General features: G+C 68.5%; 16 protein-coding genes and 2 pseudogenes. 7 read left to right on the top strand and 11 right to left on the bottom strand.

The window, feature by feature from the left end; translation table 11 throughout:
- Window positions 1-55: 55 nt before the first annotated feature.
- Window positions 56-271 carry a hypothetical protein gene (locus tag ACFT7S_RS34905; protein WP_382739253.1) on the bottom strand — a complete coding sequence of 72 codons (216 nt, stop codon included), beginning with the start codon at window positions 269-271 and terminating at the stop codon, window positions 56-58.
- Window position 272: 1 nt separating this feature from the next.
- On the bottom strand, window positions 273-1,004 hold the full coding sequence (locus tag ACFT7S_RS34900) for an SDR family oxidoreductase (RefSeq protein WP_382739250.1): 732 nt from the start codon (window positions 1,002-1,004) through the stop codon (window positions 273-275).
- A 95-nt stretch (window positions 1,005-1,099) separates the two neighbouring features.
- On the opposite strand from ACFT7S_RS34900, the gene ACFT7S_RS34895 reads away from it, so the two are divergent.
- Complete coding sequence (locus tag ACFT7S_RS34895; RefSeq protein WP_382739247.1) at window positions 1,100-1,948, top strand: LysR family transcriptional regulator; 849 nt, start codon at window positions 1,100-1,102, stop codon at window positions 1,946-1,948.
- A 78-nt stretch (window positions 1,949-2,026) separates the two neighbouring features.
- On the top strand, window positions 2,027-3,178 hold the full coding sequence (locus tag ACFT7S_RS34890) for a transposase (protein ID WP_382739244.1): 1,152 nt from the start codon (window positions 2,027-2,029) through the stop codon (window positions 3,176-3,178).
- 272 nt (window positions 3,179-3,450) lie between these two features.
- On the opposite strand, the gene ACFT7S_RS34885 is transcribed toward ACFT7S_RS34890, so the two are convergent.
- From ACFT7S_RS34885 to ACFT7S_RS34875, 3 genes and pseudogenes are all read right to left on the bottom strand, one after another.
- A complete protein-coding gene (locus ACFT7S_RS34885; RefSeq protein ID WP_382739241.1) occupies window positions 3,451-3,615 on the bottom strand; it encodes a hypothetical protein in 165 nt (54 codons plus the stop codon).
- 5 nt (window positions 3,616-3,620) lie between these two features.
- On the bottom strand, window positions 3,621-4,451 hold the full coding sequence (locus ACFT7S_RS34880) for an IS630 family transposase (RefSeq protein ID WP_382739238.1): 831 nt from the start codon (window positions 4,449-4,451) through the stop codon (window positions 3,621-3,623).
- A gap of 79 nt (window positions 4,452-4,530) precedes the next feature.
- Window positions 4,531-4,890 (bottom strand): annotated as a pseudogene (locus ACFT7S_RS34875) (MerR family transcriptional regulator); the annotation flags it as partial.
- Window positions 4,891-5,069: 179 nt separating this feature from the next.
- Here ACFT7S_RS34875 and ACFT7S_RS34870 point away from each other — a divergent pair.
- On the top strand, window positions 5,070-6,008 hold the full coding sequence (locus ACFT7S_RS34870) for an alpha/beta hydrolase family protein (protein ID WP_382739235.1): 939 nt from the start codon (window positions 5,070-5,072) through the stop codon (window positions 6,006-6,008).
- Window positions 6,009-6,233: 225 nt separating this feature from the next.
- Here the strand turns inward: ACFT7S_RS34870 and ACFT7S_RS34865 are convergent, their stop codons facing one another.
- Together ACFT7S_RS34865 and ACFT7S_RS34860 are read right to left on the bottom strand one after the other, a co-directional pair.
- Window positions 6,234-7,811, bottom strand: coding sequence for an ISL3 family transposase (locus tag ACFT7S_RS34865; RefSeq protein WP_382739270.1), 1,578 nt, complete (start codon window positions 7,809-7,811; stop codon window positions 6,234-6,236).
- A 367-nt stretch (window positions 7,812-8,178) separates the two neighbouring features.
- Window positions 8,179-9,069, bottom strand: a complete 891-nt coding sequence (locus ACFT7S_RS34860; protein ID WP_382739232.1) for a hypothetical protein — start codon at window positions 9,067-9,069, stop codon at window positions 8,179-8,181.
- Between the two features lie 292 nt (window positions 9,070-9,361).
- Here ACFT7S_RS34860 and ACFT7S_RS34855 point away from each other — a divergent pair, with 292 nt between their 5' ends.
- Window positions 9,362-9,712, top strand: a complete 351-nt coding sequence (locus ACFT7S_RS34855; protein WP_382739229.1) for a hypothetical protein — start codon at window positions 9,362-9,364, stop codon at window positions 9,710-9,712.
- 23 nt (window positions 9,713-9,735) lie between these two features.
- Here ACFT7S_RS34855 and ACFT7S_RS34850 read toward each other — a convergent pair whose 3' ends face one another.
- Entirely contained in the window at window positions 9,736-10,158 is a 423-nt protein-coding gene (locus tag ACFT7S_RS34850; RefSeq protein ID WP_382739226.1) for a transposase, read from the bottom strand.
- Between the two features lie 162 nt (window positions 10,159-10,320).
- On the opposite strand from ACFT7S_RS34850, the gene ACFT7S_RS34845 reads away from it, so the two are divergent.
- Window positions 10,321-10,449 carry a hypothetical protein gene (locus ACFT7S_RS34845; protein ID WP_382739223.1) on the top strand — a complete coding sequence of 43 codons (129 nt, stop codon included), beginning with the start codon at window positions 10,321-10,323 and terminating at the stop codon, window positions 10,447-10,449.
- Window positions 10,450-10,913: 464 nt separating this feature from the next.
- Here ACFT7S_RS34845 and ACFT7S_RS34840 read toward each other — a convergent pair whose 3' ends face one another.
- Both ACFT7S_RS34840 and ACFT7S_RS34835 read right to left on the bottom strand, forming a co-directional pair.
- Window positions 10,914-11,315 (bottom strand): hypothetical protein, encoded by a 402-nt coding sequence (locus ACFT7S_RS34840; RefSeq protein WP_382739221.1) that lies wholly within the window; start codon window positions 11,313-11,315, stop codon window positions 10,914-10,916.
- A 200-nt stretch (window positions 11,316-11,515) separates the two neighbouring features.
- A complete protein-coding gene (locus tag ACFT7S_RS34835) occupies window positions 11,516-12,517 on the bottom strand; it encodes an ArsR/SmtB family transcription factor (RefSeq protein ID WP_382739217.1) in 1,002 nt (333 codons plus the stop codon).
- 161 nt (window positions 12,518-12,678) lie between these two features.
- Here ACFT7S_RS34835 and ACFT7S_RS34830 point away from each other — a divergent pair.
- Window positions 12,679-12,768 (top strand): annotated as a pseudogene (locus ACFT7S_RS34830) (dihydrofolate reductase); the annotation flags it as partial.
- A 480-nt stretch (window positions 12,769-13,248) separates the two neighbouring features.
- On the opposite strand, the gene ACFT7S_RS34825 reads toward ACFT7S_RS34830, so the two are convergent.
- Window positions 13,249-14,259: an NADP-dependent oxidoreductase gene (locus ACFT7S_RS34825; RefSeq protein WP_382739267.1), complete on the bottom strand. Its 1,011-nt coding sequence runs from the start codon at window positions 14,257-14,259 to the stop codon at window positions 13,249-13,251.
- 111 nt (window positions 14,260-14,370) lie between these two features.
- Between ACFT7S_RS34825 and ACFT7S_RS34820 the strand changes: the two genes are divergently transcribed.
- Window positions 14,371-14,958 carry a TetR/AcrR family transcriptional regulator gene (locus ACFT7S_RS34820; protein WP_382739214.1) on the top strand — a complete coding sequence of 196 codons (588 nt, stop codon included), beginning with the start codon at window positions 14,371-14,373 and terminating at the stop codon, window positions 14,956-14,958.
- The last annotated feature ends 216 nt before the right edge of the window (window positions 14,959-15,174 follow it).

The following is a 15,174-nucleotide window of genomic DNA, read 5'->3' as shown; positions in this document are numbered from 1 at the left end:
GGGCAGCGGTGTGCGGGACTGGGCAGTCCCGCACACCGCGGCACTATTCGCAGGTTCAGTTGATGAACGGCTCGATGACGGGCAGGGCCTTGATGAAGTGACCCGTCGCATGGGGGTGAGCCGGCGCGGCCACACCGGTCGTCAGCCGTTCGACGACGAGCACCGCTGAGGAACGGCACATGTCATGACCGACCATGGGCATCGTCCAAGACGACAGTTCGAGACGGGCGGGCGAAGCCGCCTCGTCCGGCGGCTGATAGCCGCCGGGCACTTCACCAGGGCACTACGCCGGCGTCTTCGAAGAACTTGCCGGTCGGGCCGTCGTCGGGCAGGGTCGCGAGTTTGATGGCGATCGCCGCGCCCTGTTCGGGGGTGCGCACGCCGCGGAAGCCGTTGAGGTCGGTCGCGACGTAGCCGGGGCAGCCCATGTTGATCAGGATGTTCGTGCCGCTCAACTCCCGGGCGTACTGCAGGGTGACAGCGTTCAGGAACGTCTTCGACGGCGCGTACGCCACGGCCACCGGACCCGTCGTCAGCTCAGCAGCGGTTCCTGACTGCCGGGTGAGGGAGCCGACACTGCTGGACATGTTCACGATCCGCGGCGAGGCGGAGCGGCGCAGCAAGGGCATCATCGCGTTGGTGACGCGGATAACGCCGATCACGTTGGTCTCCACGACTGTCCGGATGGTGGCGGGATCGACCCGGGTGGGCTCCTGCGGCATCCTGCCGGTGATGCCGGCGTTGTTGACGAGCACGTCGAGGCGCCCCGCCTGTTCCTCGATCAGCCGCGCGGCGGCGGTCACGCTCGCGTCGTGGGTCACGTCCAGTGGTATGCCGAACGCGTCGACGCCGACCGCGCGCAGTTGCTCCACCGCTGCCTCACGGCGCCGATCGTCTCGGGCGCCGACGCCAACGCTCCAACCGAGGGCGCCCAGGCCCACGGCGATCTCGTAGCCAATTCCCTTGTTCGCACCGGTGACCAGCGCAATCGTTCGTTCGCTCATAGGGACCATGCTGCCCTTGGACCCCGCCGGGGGTCCAAGACCGATCCGATGGTCAACGATACCGGCAGGGTATTGATCCGGGGTAGCGTGGCTGTATGGAGACCCGGGAACTGCAGTATTTCGTCGCCGTCGCCGAAGAGCTGCACTTCGGGCGCGCAGCGCAGCGACTCGGGATCGCGCAGCCACCCTTGTCACGGGCCATCCAGCAGCTCGAACGCCGGCTCGGGGCAGCGCTGCTGGATCGGACCAGCCGCACGGTCACGCTGACCGAGGCCGGCTCAGTGCTGTTGGTCGAGGGCCGGGCGGCCCTCGACGCGGTCGACGCCGCCGAGCGCCGGACCCGCCGCGCCGCCCTTTCCGCGACCGGCCATCCCGGCCTGGTCCTGGTGACGAAAGCCAGCGCGTCCCGCGAACTGCTGGCGAAACTGCTCGACGCATACGCCGCCGAACCCGGCGCGGTCCCCGTCGAGGTCATCCTGTGCGGCCCGGCCGAGCAGCAACGACTCCTGCGCGAGGGCCGGGCCGACGTGGCGCTGCTGCACCGGCCGTTCGACTCGACGGCCGGGTTCGACGCAGAAGAGCTCGGCACGGAGGGCCAGGTCGTGGTCCTGCCGTCCGGACATCCGCTCACCGCCCGGGCCCATGTGCGCATGGCCGACATCACCGGGCTGCCGGGCCTGCCCTTGCCACGCTGGCCCGACCCCGACGGCACCTACCCGCCCGGCCCCGGCCCGCAGGTCCGCGACCACGCGCAGTTGTTGCAGCTCGTCGCGCTCGGCCGTGCTTGCGCGGTCTCACCGGAGTCGTGCCGAGCCCAACTGCACGGTGACCTCGCGGCCGTGCCCGTGCTGGACGCGCCGAAAGTCACCACCGTCATCGCCTGGCCCCCGCACAGCCGGTCCAGAGCCGTCGCCGACCTTGTCCGCACTGCGACACGTCTCTAGCGGTGGTTTGTTGACGGCGGGTCAGGACCGTAGTAGGCCGGTAGCAGAGGAACGTCGCCTCGCCGCCGAGGAGCTGTGATGACCCGCCGTGTGCCGTGTCCGCCCGCTCCGGGCCCACTGGAAGCCTACGCCGCACGCTTCGATGACCTGTTCTCCACGCTGGCACAGCGCCGCGGGTTCCGCGAGTACCTCGCGGGGCTGCTGCTGCCGCGAGACCGCAACAAGACGCTGACCTGCCTGGCCGGCACTGAACCCATCGTAGGTGCCCAACATGCTTCGGTGCAGCGGCTGCAGTTCTTCCTGTCCGAGTCGACGTGGGACCACGAGCAGGTCAACGCCCGCAGGGTGGCACTGCTGCTGGCCGATCCCGCGACCACGCCGCACCCTGGCGGGGTGCTGGTGATCGACGACTCAGGGGACCGCAAGGACGGAAAAGCGACCGCGCACATCGGCCGGCAGTGGCTGGGCCGGCTGGGCAAGACCGACAACGGCATCGTCACCGTGACGACCTGCTGGGCCGACGAGAACCTCTACTACCCGCTGCACGCCGTGCCCTACACCCCCGCCCATCACTTCCCCAAGGGCAGGAGCGACCCCGGTTTCCGCACGAAGCTGCAGATCGCCGCCGAACTGGCCCGCACAGCCAAGGCCACCGGAGCGACCTTCCGAGCCGTGGCCGCCGACTGCGCCTACGGCGACCAGGACGGCTTCCGCAGACAACTCGCCGCGGCGGGACTGCCGTTCGTCATGGCCCTCAAGCCGAGCCACTGCACCTGGGCCTACGGCAAGGACGCCTACACCCCCGCCGACGCCGCCCGTGCCCTGACCTGGACGGATACCGAGCACCCAGGCGACTGGGCCGCCGTCGAGCGGACCTTCCGCGACGGGCACACCGAGACCTGGTGGGCCGCCGAGGCCCACCTCGGCTGGTGGGGACCCGACGGAAACGTCCGCCTGGTCGTGGCCACAGCGGACCCGGACACACTGCCCGCGCAGGCCACCTGGTACCTGGCCACCGACCTGCCCCGCCCCGGCAGCCCCCGCGAGGCCGACAGCCCCGAACCCGCCGCCGACCTGCACGAAGTCGTACGGATCTATGGCATCCGACACTGGATCGAACAGAGCTACAAGCAGGTCAAGGACGAACCTGCGCGTTCTCGTTCTGCTGGGACACCTGGTTCGCCCGACCCCCAGACCGTGAGCCCGTCGTCGTCCCAGCGGTCCCGGTGACTGCCACGCCGACAGCGGGACCGGCTGAGAGGGGGCCCAAGCGAAACCCACCAGCCCCATCCAGCCAGCTGGCCCAAGGCGATCCGCGCCGTCCGGGCCTGGCTCGACCCCTGGACCACCCTCCAACGCTGCTGGCGAGCCTGGACCAACGCACCCCCGCCACCCGAACTCCAAGCACTGATCGACGCCGTCGGCGCAGGACACCCACTTGATCTCTACTCCCCGGTCTAACAAACCACCGCTAGTGCTTCGCCGCGCTGATCCTGCGGGGGTCAGGCTGCCTTGAGCGGGGTGCTGTCGTAGGACCAGCGGAATGGTCGCGCCTGGTCGTCGTAGGCGAGGGTGAATTCGCGGATCTGCTCGACGAGGTCCTGGCGGGAGTCGAACTCGCCTCGGCGTAGGAGCCGGCGGGCCAGGATCGAGAAGAATATCTCCACCTGGTTCAGCCAGGAGGCGCTTGGGGGTGTGGTGGACGACGAAGCGCGGGTGCTTGGCCAACCAGGACCGGGTCGCCTTCGAGGTGTGCGAGGAGCCGTTGTCCAAAATCAGGTGGATCGTCGAATCTGCTGGGACAGCGTGCTCTAGCAATCACAGGAAGGCGATGAAGGTGACCGAGTCGTTGCGCGTGATGTCCTCGACCCCAGGACTCGAACTCGCGGCGTTCGAGCTGGCCGGGGTGCGCGCGGCGGGTTGGATGCCTGCGTGAGCGGGCCTGCATCGCGCTCTTCTCGTCCACGCTGAGGACTACCGAGCCCGGTGGGCGATGGAGGTAGAGAGCGCAGACCTCGGCGGCTTTCGCGTAGAAGTCGGGGTCCTCGGGGCGGGTGAGCCATCCGCGTACCAGGTGCGGTTTGAGGTCCAGGCCGGCGAGGATGCGTCCGACCTGGGAGGCCGAGATGCCGGTGCTGGCCAGGTGATCAGCGATGGCGCGATGGGTCCACTGGCTGTCGACGGCGGGGCGTGCCGAGGTCACCGTGGCCACAATGGCCAGATGCACTTCGGGACCGTAGCGGCGCGGGCGCCCCGGCCGAGGACGGTCCTCCAGAGCTGCGAGTCCTTCGGCGGTAAACCGCTTACGCCAGCGGCGCACGGTGTCCAGGTGCAGCCGGAGCGTGCGGGCGATGACGGCATTCGCGGTGCCACGTGCGCAGGCCAGGGCGACATGCGCTCGCTGCACCCGCCGCAGCGGCGCCGTTCGCGAGCTCGCCAGTTCTCGTAACAGTGCGCGCTGGTCACTGTTCCAGAGCACCGCAAACGGACTGGACGACGTCATCCCCCACCTTCCCGAGCTTGATACCACGGAGGGTAGCGCCGCTGACCTGCGCCGGAGCGGTCGATGCCGGGCTGGGCTGGCAGGGGGTCCCGGTGTCCATGGATGCGGAGGCGCTGGCGATGACCGAGTCGAGCCGGTCTCGGGTGTGCGTGAGATCGGCGATGTGCTGGTCGATGTGACCGCGCTCCACAGCCAGGCGGTCGAGGAGTTCGGGTGTGGCCTTGCCGTCGATGACGCATGGCGTGAGCTCGGCGATGGTCTTGCTCGACAGGCCGGCGGTGAACAGCTCCCGGACCAGGAGGATCCGGGCGACCGCGGTTTCCGGGTAGTGGCGCTGGCCGGTGTTGCTGCGCTCGGCGGTGAGCAGGTTCTGCTCCTCGTAGTACCGCAGGGCCCGGGTGCTGACGCCTGTGCGGCGGGCGAGTTCCCCAATGCGCATTCTGAGCTCCATGTGAACTACGCCATAACGACTTGCCTTTGACGTCGACGTCAAGTTTTAGCGTAGCTGACATGACCCCGGGGTTTTCGCCCGATACGTCACGGATCAACGCCGGACGCATCCTGAACCTCAAGATCACCTGACCCGCCACTCGCACTACACCGGAAAGAAGCACGCACGTGACCACCCACCAGACGACCGGCCTCACCGGCCCCGCTCCCACCCCGACCGTAACGGTCAAGCCGATCGTGCTGCCCGCACCCCAGCGCGGCCAGGACCTGCACGTACGCGTTTCCGCACCGCTCACTGGCACACGCCTGCCGATCGTGCTCTTCGCACACGGATTCGGGTCCGACCTGGACGGCTACGCACCGCTGGTCGACCACTGGGCCTCTCATGGCTTCGTGGTGATCCAAGCCACGCATCTCGACTCCAAGCGGGTCGCCATCGCCGCGGACGACTCCCGCAGGCCCCACCTATGGCGCTACCGCGTGCAGGACATGAAGCGCATCCTGGATGAGCTCAAGCCGCTGGAGGCATCCGTGCCCGGCCTGTCCGGCCGGGTCGACCACAGCAGCATCGTCGCAGCGGGCCACTCCTTCGGAGGCCAGACCGCCGGCATCCTGGTAGGTCTGCGCGTCACCGACCCCCAGACCGGCACCGCCGACGACCTGTCCGACTCCCGGGTCATGGCCAGCATCCAGCTGGCCACGGCCGGCGAGGGCGGCGACGAACTGACCCCTTTCGCCCACGAGAACCTTCCCTGGCTCCGCGACCAGGACTTCTCCCACATCGCCGCCCCCGGACTGGTGGTCGCCGGCGACAAGGACGATCTCCCGCTCACCACCCGAGGACCCGCCTGGACAAGCGACCCCTACACCCTCAGCCGCGGCAACAAGAGCCTGCTCACCGTCTACGGCGGCGAGCACTTCCTCGGCGGCATCTCCGGCTACCGGGCAGCAGAGACCACCGACGAGGACCCCGGCCGCGTCGCCCTCGTCCAGCAGGTCACCCTCGCCTACCTACGCCACATCACCGGCATCGACAACACCGACTGGCAGATGGCCCGATCCGTCCTCGCCGACGCCCACGCGCTGGGGCGGCTGGACAGCAAGTGACCCTCGGCGGTTGAAATACACGCCTTCGTCCGCCCAGCGCCCCCCCGTAGGATCAACGCGGGCCGGCACTAGCCAGTAGTTCCACATGCCTGGCCAGGTTCCACCTATCGTGTCCCGGTTCAGCTGGGCTGCTCTGGAGGCAAACTCCGGTGAGCGCCTACCTGGCCAGACCGGCTGTCGGCGTACAAGTGGTCGTGGCTCTGGCAAGATTTTCGTAGCCGGAGATCATCCCGGGGTGGGGGTCGGCCGGTCCGCGTCACGGCGGCGGAGGTGGGCAATCAGTACGACGCGGTGGCGGAGGAGCGGTTTGCCGGCGCGTCCGGCCATGAGGCTTTTCTGGAGTTTGACGTCGGTGATGCGGCCTTCGTTGACGCCTGAGTTGTAGCGGGTGGTGATCCCCTGGATGACCGCGCTCTGGTCTTCCCGCAGGGCTTTCGCCATGCCGACGAGGGGCGGCAGGCCGCTGTTGGTGAGCTGGTCGAGCCACTCCGGCAGCGGGTTGGCGTTGCGGGTGTCGAGCATGACGGCGAACTGGCGGACCAGGTGGTGGGCGCGCTGGAGTTCGGGGCAGCGGTCGAGGAGCCGGTGCAGGCGCTGAGCGGCGTGTGGTGCGCGCCGGTCGGGGGCGGTGATGATCCAGCGAGTGGCCTCGCGCGGGGACGGCGGCCGTTCGCGCGGTGCGTCCAGGGGCAGGCCACGGCGCAGGGGCGCGACGGCCGTCTTCACGCGCTGGTAGTGCCCCAAGTAGCTCTTGGCCAGAAGTTCCTGATGGAGGATCTTCGCGCTGTGCTCGCCCTCGTCCCAGCGTTGTTGCAGGTAGTTGAGGTAGGGGTCCAGGGTGGTGGTGCGTCGGGGAGAGCGTCGCATGACGTCCTGCCAGGTGCGGGCGCGGGCGTATTTGCGTACCGTGCGGCGGTCCAGGCCCAGTTCGCGGGACATGCTGCTGTAGGAGCGGCCCGTTTCGGTGAGGGTGTGCACGGCTTCGAACAGCCGGCGGGCGTGCCGGCCTGCGAGAGTTTCTGCGGGGTCAGGTGCTGTTGACGCTTCGGCGGGTGGTGGTTCGGGTTCGGGGAGGGCTGCGGGCAGACAGCTGTGGTGGGCGGAAGCGATCTTCTGGATCTGCCGGGACAGCCCCTGCCAGAGGTGGAAGCGGTCGCTGACCTGCAGTGCGTCCGGGGCGCCGGAGGTGATGCCCTGCCGGTAGACGAGGGAGCCGTCGCGGCAGGCGACCTCGACGCCAGGATATCCGCGCAACCATCGGCCGAGCTGTTCGGCGTCCCGGCCCTCCCACAGTGTGAGCGGGAGGCGGGTGGTGGCGTCGACCAGGAGGGTGCCGTAGGTGTCGCCGTAGAGCGCGAAGTCGTCCACCCCCAGGACGCGGGGTGTGACCAGCGGCGGCAGCGGCACCCGCATCAGCTGGGAGAGCACGGTGCACCGCGAGAGCGCGACGTCGATGACGCGCAGCATCCGGGCCCCGCCGCGGCCCGCCAGCAGGACGCCGACCGCCTCGACCACCTGCTGCAGCAGCGGCGTGCGCCGCTGATAGCGGACGGTCAGCCCCGGTACCTGCTCGGAAAAGGTCGTCTTCGGGCAGGCCGGGTTCTCGCAGTACAGACGGCGCACGATCAGATCGATCCGGACAGGACGACCGCCCACAGCGGCATCCGCGAGATGCCGCTCGTAGCGGCTGTGGACCCACTCACTCGGTGTCCCACACCCTGCGCAGCCTGCGGGAGCACAGGCCCGCGTCCTGGCCCGGATGATCAGCACAGGGCCAGAGGAATCGACCGAGACGACCAGCACGCTCGTCAAGTGCGGTAACAGGGAATCTAGTTCAACAGGGCACAACCAGATCCTGCCCGCCCCGCGGACCGGCCGACCCTGTTGCCGAGATGATCTCCGGCTACGAAGATCTTGCCAGAGCCCTTTGAGTGCTCCGCCAAGTACAGATATGCGTGCACCGCTCTGACCCGGCTGCTGCCCGTCCGAGCCGGCTCGCTGCACGAGCAGCCGCCTGGTTCGTGCAAATGCTGCGCTGTACCGGCGAGCGGCCCCGTGCTGCGGCCGGGCAGCAGCACGAGCAACAGACGTGCCTTGGACCGTTCACGGCCAGGAGCAGCGGCGAGCAGCAGGTCGGCGCTGCAGCGGGGGCGGTGTCGAGGCCCGCAGCCTAGCCGCGGCGTTGCAGGATGTAGAGGTCCCAGGAGTCGGGGTCGCCGATGTAGACGAACAGCTTCGGATGCTCGGGGGTCCCGAACACCTCCCAGGTGTCCATGGAGCAGTTGTCGACGGATACGTCCACCTCCTGGGACCACGGTCCGGCACCCGGGTCGTACTCCCAGGTTCCGGTGCCAGTGCACTTGTGCACCACGGGTTCGAAGGAGTCGTCGAAGTCGAACGTGTCGACGCTGGTCGCCGTGGCCTTGCCGTCTGCCGTGAGGATGAGCGTGCCGCCCTTTCCGTCAGGCCACGTCCCGGCGACCCGTTCCGCGCTCAGCCGCGGTGGCTCGTACCCGATCCCGGCGTACAGACCGATGCCGGCGAGAGTGCCGGCGGCGACGACAGCGAGCGTCCCGTACAACGCCACCCGCCCGAACATCGCACCACCGGAGAGCCACAGGCGGTCCGCCAACAGCAGCCTGCGGGCGACCAGCGCCGTAGCGACGAGCGCCGCCGTCACCGCGAGCCACCCGCCGAGGCCCGCCAAGAGACCGGCCTCTGCGAGCACCGCCGCTGCCAGGGACGGCAGGGCCGTTCCGGCGGCCGCCAGCGCCGGGACCCACCACCACACCTCGCGTCCCGAGAGCCTGCGGCCGAGCCATCCGGCCACGACCAGGAGCGGCATCACCACACCGACCGACAGCAGGGCGCCGAGGATAGCTCCGGCCGCCGCCACGAACGGCGCCACCACGATCAGGATGAAGACCCCCAGCGAGTTGTAGGGAAGGCCCGGGCTCTCCTTGGTCTCCCCCCACACGTAGAGCGCGATCGCCCCGATCACAGCCTCGACGAACAGCACCGACATGGAAGCCGTCAGCACCACGCCGAATCTTTCCCTCACGCGCGCCTGGGTCTGCCCCGGATCCTGCATTTTTGAACGCATTCAAATCCCCTCCCGCTCCGCATCCTCCTCCATGCGGGGCGGGCCTGTGCAACCGGGTCCCCCTCCGGCGGGCGCCGTCTCGCACCAGAGCTAAGGCCGGGAGCAGGCAGACCCCTCCCCGCACCGGGAGATGCCGGTGGCGAACCACGCGGGCCGGGGGCAACGCGGACGAGCCATGTCGGCGGGATGGACTGACTACCGGTCGCGGGCCGTGCAGAGGATCCCTTCAGGGACTGTCATGATCTCGTTCATGGACGAGGTCATCGGGGTTCTGAGGCGGGAGTTCGACGCAGAGGAGGGGAGCTTCCTCCTGCGGTTGCGTGGGGATCTGGAGTGGGACCGGGCTGCCTTCACCCGTCTTGAGCGGGCGATGCGGGCTGCGTGCGAGCACTCCCAAGGCAACGAGATGCTCGATCGGTGGTTGGTCGATGGGTTCTATGAGGTCGCGTCGTGGGTTCCGATGTGGACCTCGCATCCGAACTTCCCAAGGCCGACCCCCCCTGCTTACTACGAGGACTGCACTGAACGAATCAGCGATCTGGCCAGCTGGTTCTTCCGGGGCTGGCACGACTCCGAAGGGCACCTGTGGTCTGATCTGTAAAGACCTAGGAGTGTTCGGTCAGGCTACGTCGTGCCGGTCTCGTACAGACCGCAAAACCGCCTGAGCTCCAGCCACCGATGCGGGTCCAACACAGTGAACCGGCGGTGCGCGGTGGCCGGCGAGACACCGAACGACTCCGGCAGATACCGCCACGCGCACCCGCTGGTCAGCACATACACCACAGCCGCGAACACCGCCCGCTCGTCCACCGGACCAGTACCTCCTCCCTGCGGACGGGACGTGAACCTCGGCAACAACGGAGCTGCCAGCTCCCACAGTTCGTCCGGTACCAGCCGGTGCGACAGATCAGCCCTCACAAGGCAGCACCATGCCGCATCATCAACTCGCCACGTGAGACACCCTCTTACTTCGATGTCAAAGGATGGTGGCGGAGGTCCGTGGCAAACGGGAGCCAGGGGCGCGCCCGGCCCACCACGGAGGCTCATGGCGGCGGCATCGTCGTAGCTGTACCAGGCCCGGGCCAAACCGTCCCTACTGATCTCTTCGGAGTGTTGTCGCGGGTGACATGTGGTGATCCCTGCGGCAGGTCGGGGGTACGCGGTACGCGCAGGGCGGCGGAGTGACTGGAGCGGAATCAAGAACTCTGGATGGCCGGCGAGCCGACTCACGACGATTTCCAGGACCACTTCATCGACGTCGTCGTCGTGGCCGACATCGGCGAAGGCACCGACGTCTGGAAGTTGGACGGAAGCGCGTACCCAGTCGACCTCAGGTGATACCCGTGTCGAGCCCGCATGGCCAGGAGTGGCCTGATACCGGTCCACGTATCCGACCGGCGTCCGCGGTGCTGGTGAGCCCAGTGCACTCGCAGCTTGCCCTCCGAGAGGCTCGGGGTACACCCGAGCCCTGGCAGGCCGTCACACGGCATGCCAGGGGACATTGATGGTCAGCGGCTTTGCTTCTGTGCCCACGTCAGTTCTGCGCTGCCGTATGCGGCAGCGGCTGGCGCATCGGCTCATGACCGGACCGGTAGCGGTCGGTCACCTGGCAGGTTGCTGCGTCCGGCTCGCCTCGAGTGTGCGACCTGGCGAAGCGGAACTCCGTGCTGTGCTTTGGGGGCCTGGCCGTCGATGGCAGAAATCGCTGCCTCGTGGGGCGGCGAGATGAGCTTCCGGGGCGTCGCGTGTTGTTCCGCCCCGGGGCTGGTGTGGCAACGTCACTTTCCGACCGGCCGGATGGGTCAGGGCCGGTTGTACTGCACGCACTTGAGTGGGTTCGCGTTCGCATCGTCAACACAGACGATGACATACGCGGCCCCACCGGGCACATCCGCAGGGATTCCGATATTGATCGGATACGTCACGTCGCACTTAGTGCTGGTGCTCCTGGCGCCGAGCTCGTTGCCAGAGGCACCGTACGCGCCGAACCACGCCCTGCGGCAGCCGACGGCCCGGAGTGTTCCATCGAAACCGACCGACCGGTTGTACCAAGTCAGGGTGCCGCGGACGTAGCTGGCCCCGTATGTAACGTCGACAGCGGTGGTCGGGTAGGCGGCGGTCTGCGCGCCGGCGGCGGGAGCGCCCAGCAAGGTGCCCGCGGTCAGCACGACGGAACCGAGGGCGGCGGCGAGATGAGTCTTCATGCGATCTCCAGGATGGGATGAGCCGGTTGCGGCTTCACATCCTGGGCGGGTCGGCCACCTGCGGCCTACCTCTTAAGTCACGGCTTAAAGGGGGCCAGGACGGCAGGCGCGGCCCTCACGCACCTCGGCACGAGTGTCCGGTGGCACCCGAGCAGGGCGGCACTGCGCTCACCGGTCTGACGCCGCGGTGCCCTCGGGCCTCACGGTTCCGTCAGGGCACCGGTCCGCAGCAGGGCCAGCCCGAGGGGGGTGATGAGGTGCAGCACGGACCCGCCTCGGCGGCTGGTGGTGATGAGGCCCGTGTTCCGCAGCACTGTCGCGTGCTGACTGGCCGCTGCGGCCGTGACGTTGAGGCGGCGGGCCAGTTCGCTCGTCGTGCAGCCTTCTGCTGTCACATGCAGGGCGGCAGCTCGCGTGCGGCCGAGCAAAGACTCCAGGTTCCGCACGACGGAGCCGTCCGCTTCTGCCGGTCCGGTACCTGTCAGCGGCCGGCGGAGAGCCGGCACGGTCAGTCGGGGTGGCTGGGCGGTATCGAGCGGGTCCCACAGAAAGCTCACCGGGCGGTTCGAGAAGACCGTGGGCGTGATGATCAGTCCCCTTCCCTGGAGACGCACCTCAACTCGGCGCGGGTAGGGAGCTTCGAGCACCGGCGGACGCCAGCGGACCAGTGGTGCGCAGATCGAACGCAGCAGCAGATCGATGCCTCCCTCCAACACCAGGTTCGCGCAACGGGTGGACAGCGCGACCAGTTCGGACCGCCCTCGATGCCAGTAGGGCTCCACCGTCAGCCGATGGCAGGCGCGCACGGCCTCGGCGAGCTCCCGCCGCGCGTCGCGGTCGCCCTCGGACACCCGCCTGGCCCATGGCAGGTGTCCGGGGCGGAAGTCGAGACCCTCGAACTCCCGTCGCAGCCGGGACACCGGGGCGTGCAGCAGGTTGTCCACGGCGTGGTCCAGAGAGGGCACATCGCCCATCAGGGCTAGCAGATCAAGCCCGGGACCGCGCACCGGAACCAGGGACGTCAGGGGGCGCGTGTCCGCTCCCATCCGGCCCGCGACCGCTGACCGCCACGAGCGGAAGTGAGGAAGCTCCCGGTTCTCTCTCAGCAGCTCCAGGCTGTAGTAGACCTCCGCTGCGACGCCGATCGTTGCGGCCACCCGTGTCCGGGCGAGGTCTTCCGCCGTGAAGTGAATGCGTAACACCGACCGTCCTCCTGCCACCGAAGTAGAGCGCGTGAGCGCACCCCCAGCATGCCCCAACCCGCCGCGCCCGATCCGGCATTCAGACGTAGGCCGCGCCCGCTTGCTGACTGCGCATGCGCGCCCGTAAACCGGTTCGTGCGACGGATCGGGTCTGCCCCGGCATGACACGGATCATCGCTGACATCTCGGTCTTCGTCGGCGGCTTCGTCACCGGGCCTGACCGCGGCTCGGACAACGGTCTGTGGGCGGGCACACCGGTACCCCGTGGTTCGAGGTGGAGGACGGGAACCGGTTCTTCGGCCGGCACGTGAAGTGAGGCCGGGCCGCCAGGCCGGCAGCAGACGGTAGGCGGTGTCGGCCAGGAGGCCGCCCATCGAGGACAGGTCCCGGCCCTCCTTGATGACGGTGGCCGGCAGATGCACAACCGCCCCGATCGCGGCGGTACCGGCCATCGGGACGGCGCGAGGGCGTGGACTGTGAGCGTTCATGCAATTCCCCATCAGCGGCGCCTTCAGCTCCACGTAATTCACTCTGCGCCGACCACACACGTCCGACACGATCGCGCCCGTCGCACCTCCGCCGGATGCCCGACCCGATCACCCACCCGGCCGCTGCTCCGTGGCTGGCCCCACGCGGCGCCCCAGACGCGCCCCAAGCTCTCGGCATCGGCGTCTCGATGGCCACCGGTGACCGCGGACGGGCGCCGGACGCGTCGGTGAAACGGCTCGCTTCTAAGCGACCGTGAGCACGATCTTGCCCTGGATGTGCCCTCGGGCGGCGCGTTCGTGCGCGGCTCGGGCATCCGCGAGCGGAAACGTGCTGTCGATCGCGACGCGAACCGTCCCCGCGTCGAGCAGGCGTCCCAGTTCAGCGAGCTGCGCTCCGTTCGAGCGGACCTGGGCGCCCGAGACCGTGACGCCCAGCCTCACGGTCTCTTCGTCGTCGTATTCACCAAAGAACACCGGGAACAGGGCGCCGCCGCGCTTGAGCGTGCGCAGGAAGCGTTTGCTGTCGGGGCCGCCGACGGTGTCGAGAACGAGGTCGACGGCGTGCACGAGTTCCTCGGGACGACTCTTGGTGTAGTCGATGAACTCGTCGGCGCCGAGTTCGCGCAGGAACGATTCATGCGCGCCCGATGCCACCGCGATGACACATGCACCCTTCCATTTCGCCAGCTGTAGCGCGAAGTGCCCCACGCCGCCCGCGGCGCCGTTGATAAGCACCGTCACGTTGGCGTGGAGAGCCGTCGGACGATGCCGCGCCGCCTGGAAGGGCGAGGGGTGATCATGTCCGACCTCGATCAGGAACTGCCACGCGGTGAGCCCCGCCATGGGCGCCCCGGCGGCGTGTACGTGGTCGATGCCGGCCGGTTTGCGCGCAAGGTCCGACGCAGGCGCGGCCACGTACTCGGCGTATGTGCTGCCGTCGAAGCTCGGGAAGCGAAGGAGACCGAAGACTTCATCACCGACGGCGAGGCCGTCCACATCCGCGGCGACGGCCTCGACGACGCCCGACAGGTCCGTCCCTGGAATCACGGGCAAGCTGAACTTCGGCCTCGTCTTCGGAGGCAGGTTGGACATCCCGTCGCGCAGGTACCAGTCGGGGGGGTTGATGCCGACCGCGTGAACGCGAACGAGCACCTCGCCCGGCCCCGGCTCGGGAATCGGCACCTCGTCGTAACGCAGAACCTCAGGGCCGCCGTGCTCATGGAGCCGGACCGCCCTCATCGTGTGCGTCGGCATCATTTTCTCCTGCCCGCGCTGCGGGATAGACTTATTCGGATCAGCGATCCACATAAGCGGACCACTGGTGCGAATATATGGACCACTGATCCGGATAGTCAAGGGGAACAGATGCGGGCCGACGCCAGGAAGAACCGCGACCATCTGCTCGCAATAGCGGGCACCGCCATCGCCGAGCAAGGCGTCGACGTGTCACTGCGCGACATCGCGCGCAGGGCCGGTGTAGGGCTCGCCACGCTGCTGCGTCACTACCCGACGCGTGAGGCGCTGCTCGATGCCCTGCTCCGCTCGAGCTTCGACGAGCTGACGGCAAGGGCAGCCGAACTCGAGACGTCGAGCTCGCCCGAAGATGCTCTCGCTTCGTGGCTACGCGGCTGCGTCGCGTGGACAACCGAGTACCGGGGCGTCACAGTGCTGATGGCAGCCGCCATCGAGGACACCGAATCCGCACTCCACGCTTCATGCGTCACCCTGCGCGCAGCCGGTGCGCGACTCCTCACCCGCGCCCAGGCCGCAGGCACAGCGCGGACCGATATCGATGGCACGGATCTGTTCGCGCTGATAGCGGCGCTCGCGTGGCTCGGCGATCAACCCTCGCTCGCCCCACGCGCCGATCACCTCTTCGACGTTGTCGCGAGCGCGATCCTGACGAATCCAACGAGCACCGATACCGGGGGAACGCCGCCCCCGGGCTCGTAGCCGAAATCGACCACACGACTCTCCGACGGGGGTCCAGTTCGATCCGGACCTGGCCACCATCCCAGAGTAGGAGCATCGGTGCCCTTCTTCCTTTCCCAGATCACTCACGGTGGTGATCTGGGGTGGAACACACGCTTGTTGATGAGACAGCTGTGATGGCTCGCATAAACGGCGAGGCGGTGATCTGGCGGAACGGCCGCCTGGATTTTCGGGGCC

Origin of the sequence: Streptomyces sp. NPDC057136 (assembly GCF_042670885.1) — a bacterium.
Lineage (GTDB): Bacteria > Actinomycetota > Actinomycetes > Streptomycetales > Streptomycetaceae > Streptomyces.
Note: the sequence above shows the minus strand (reverse complement) of the source record. Positions and strands in the feature narration are given on the sequence as shown.

Bases quoted from the DNA above. Each gene is read 5' to 3' on its own strand.
- ACFT7S_RS34845 (WP_382739223.1), top strand. From the start codon at position 10,321: ATGGCCGGCGAGCCGACTCACGACGATTTCCAGGACCACTTCATCGAC.
- ACFT7S_RS34840 (WP_382739221.1), bottom strand. From the start codon at position 11,315: ATGAAGACTCATCTCGCCGCCGCCCTCGGTTCCGTCGTGCTGACCGCG.
- ACFT7S_RS34855 (WP_382739229.1), top strand. From the start codon at position 9,362: ATGGACGAGGTCATCGGGGTTCTGAGGCGGGAGTTCGACGCAGAGGAG.
- ACFT7S_RS34900 (WP_382739250.1), bottom strand. From the start codon at position 1,004: ATGAGCGAACGAACGATTGCGCTGGTCACCGGTGCGAACAAGGGAATT.
- ACFT7S_RS34890 (WP_382739244.1), top strand. From the start codon at position 2,027: ATGACCCGCCGTGTGCCGTGTCCGCCCGCTCCGGGCCCACTGGAAGCC.
- ACFT7S_RS34895 (WP_382739247.1), top strand. From the start codon at position 1,100: ATGGAGACCCGGGAACTGCAGTATTTCGTCGCCGTCGCCGAAGAGCTG.
- ACFT7S_RS34825 (WP_382739267.1), bottom strand. From the start codon at position 14,259: ATGCCGACGCACACGATGAGGGCGGTCCGGCTCCATGAGCACGGCGGC.
- ACFT7S_RS34820 (WP_382739214.1), top strand. From the start codon at position 14,371: ATGCGGGCCGACGCCAGGAAGAACCGCGACCATCTGCTCGCAATAGCG.
- ACFT7S_RS34850 (WP_382739226.1), bottom strand. From the start codon at position 10,158: ATGAGCCTCCGTGGTGGGCCGGGCGCGCCCCTGGCTCCCGTTTGCCAC.
- ACFT7S_RS34880 (WP_382739238.1), bottom strand. From the start codon at position 4,451: ATGACGTCGTCCAGTCCGTTTGCGGTGCTCTGGAACAGTGACCAGCGC.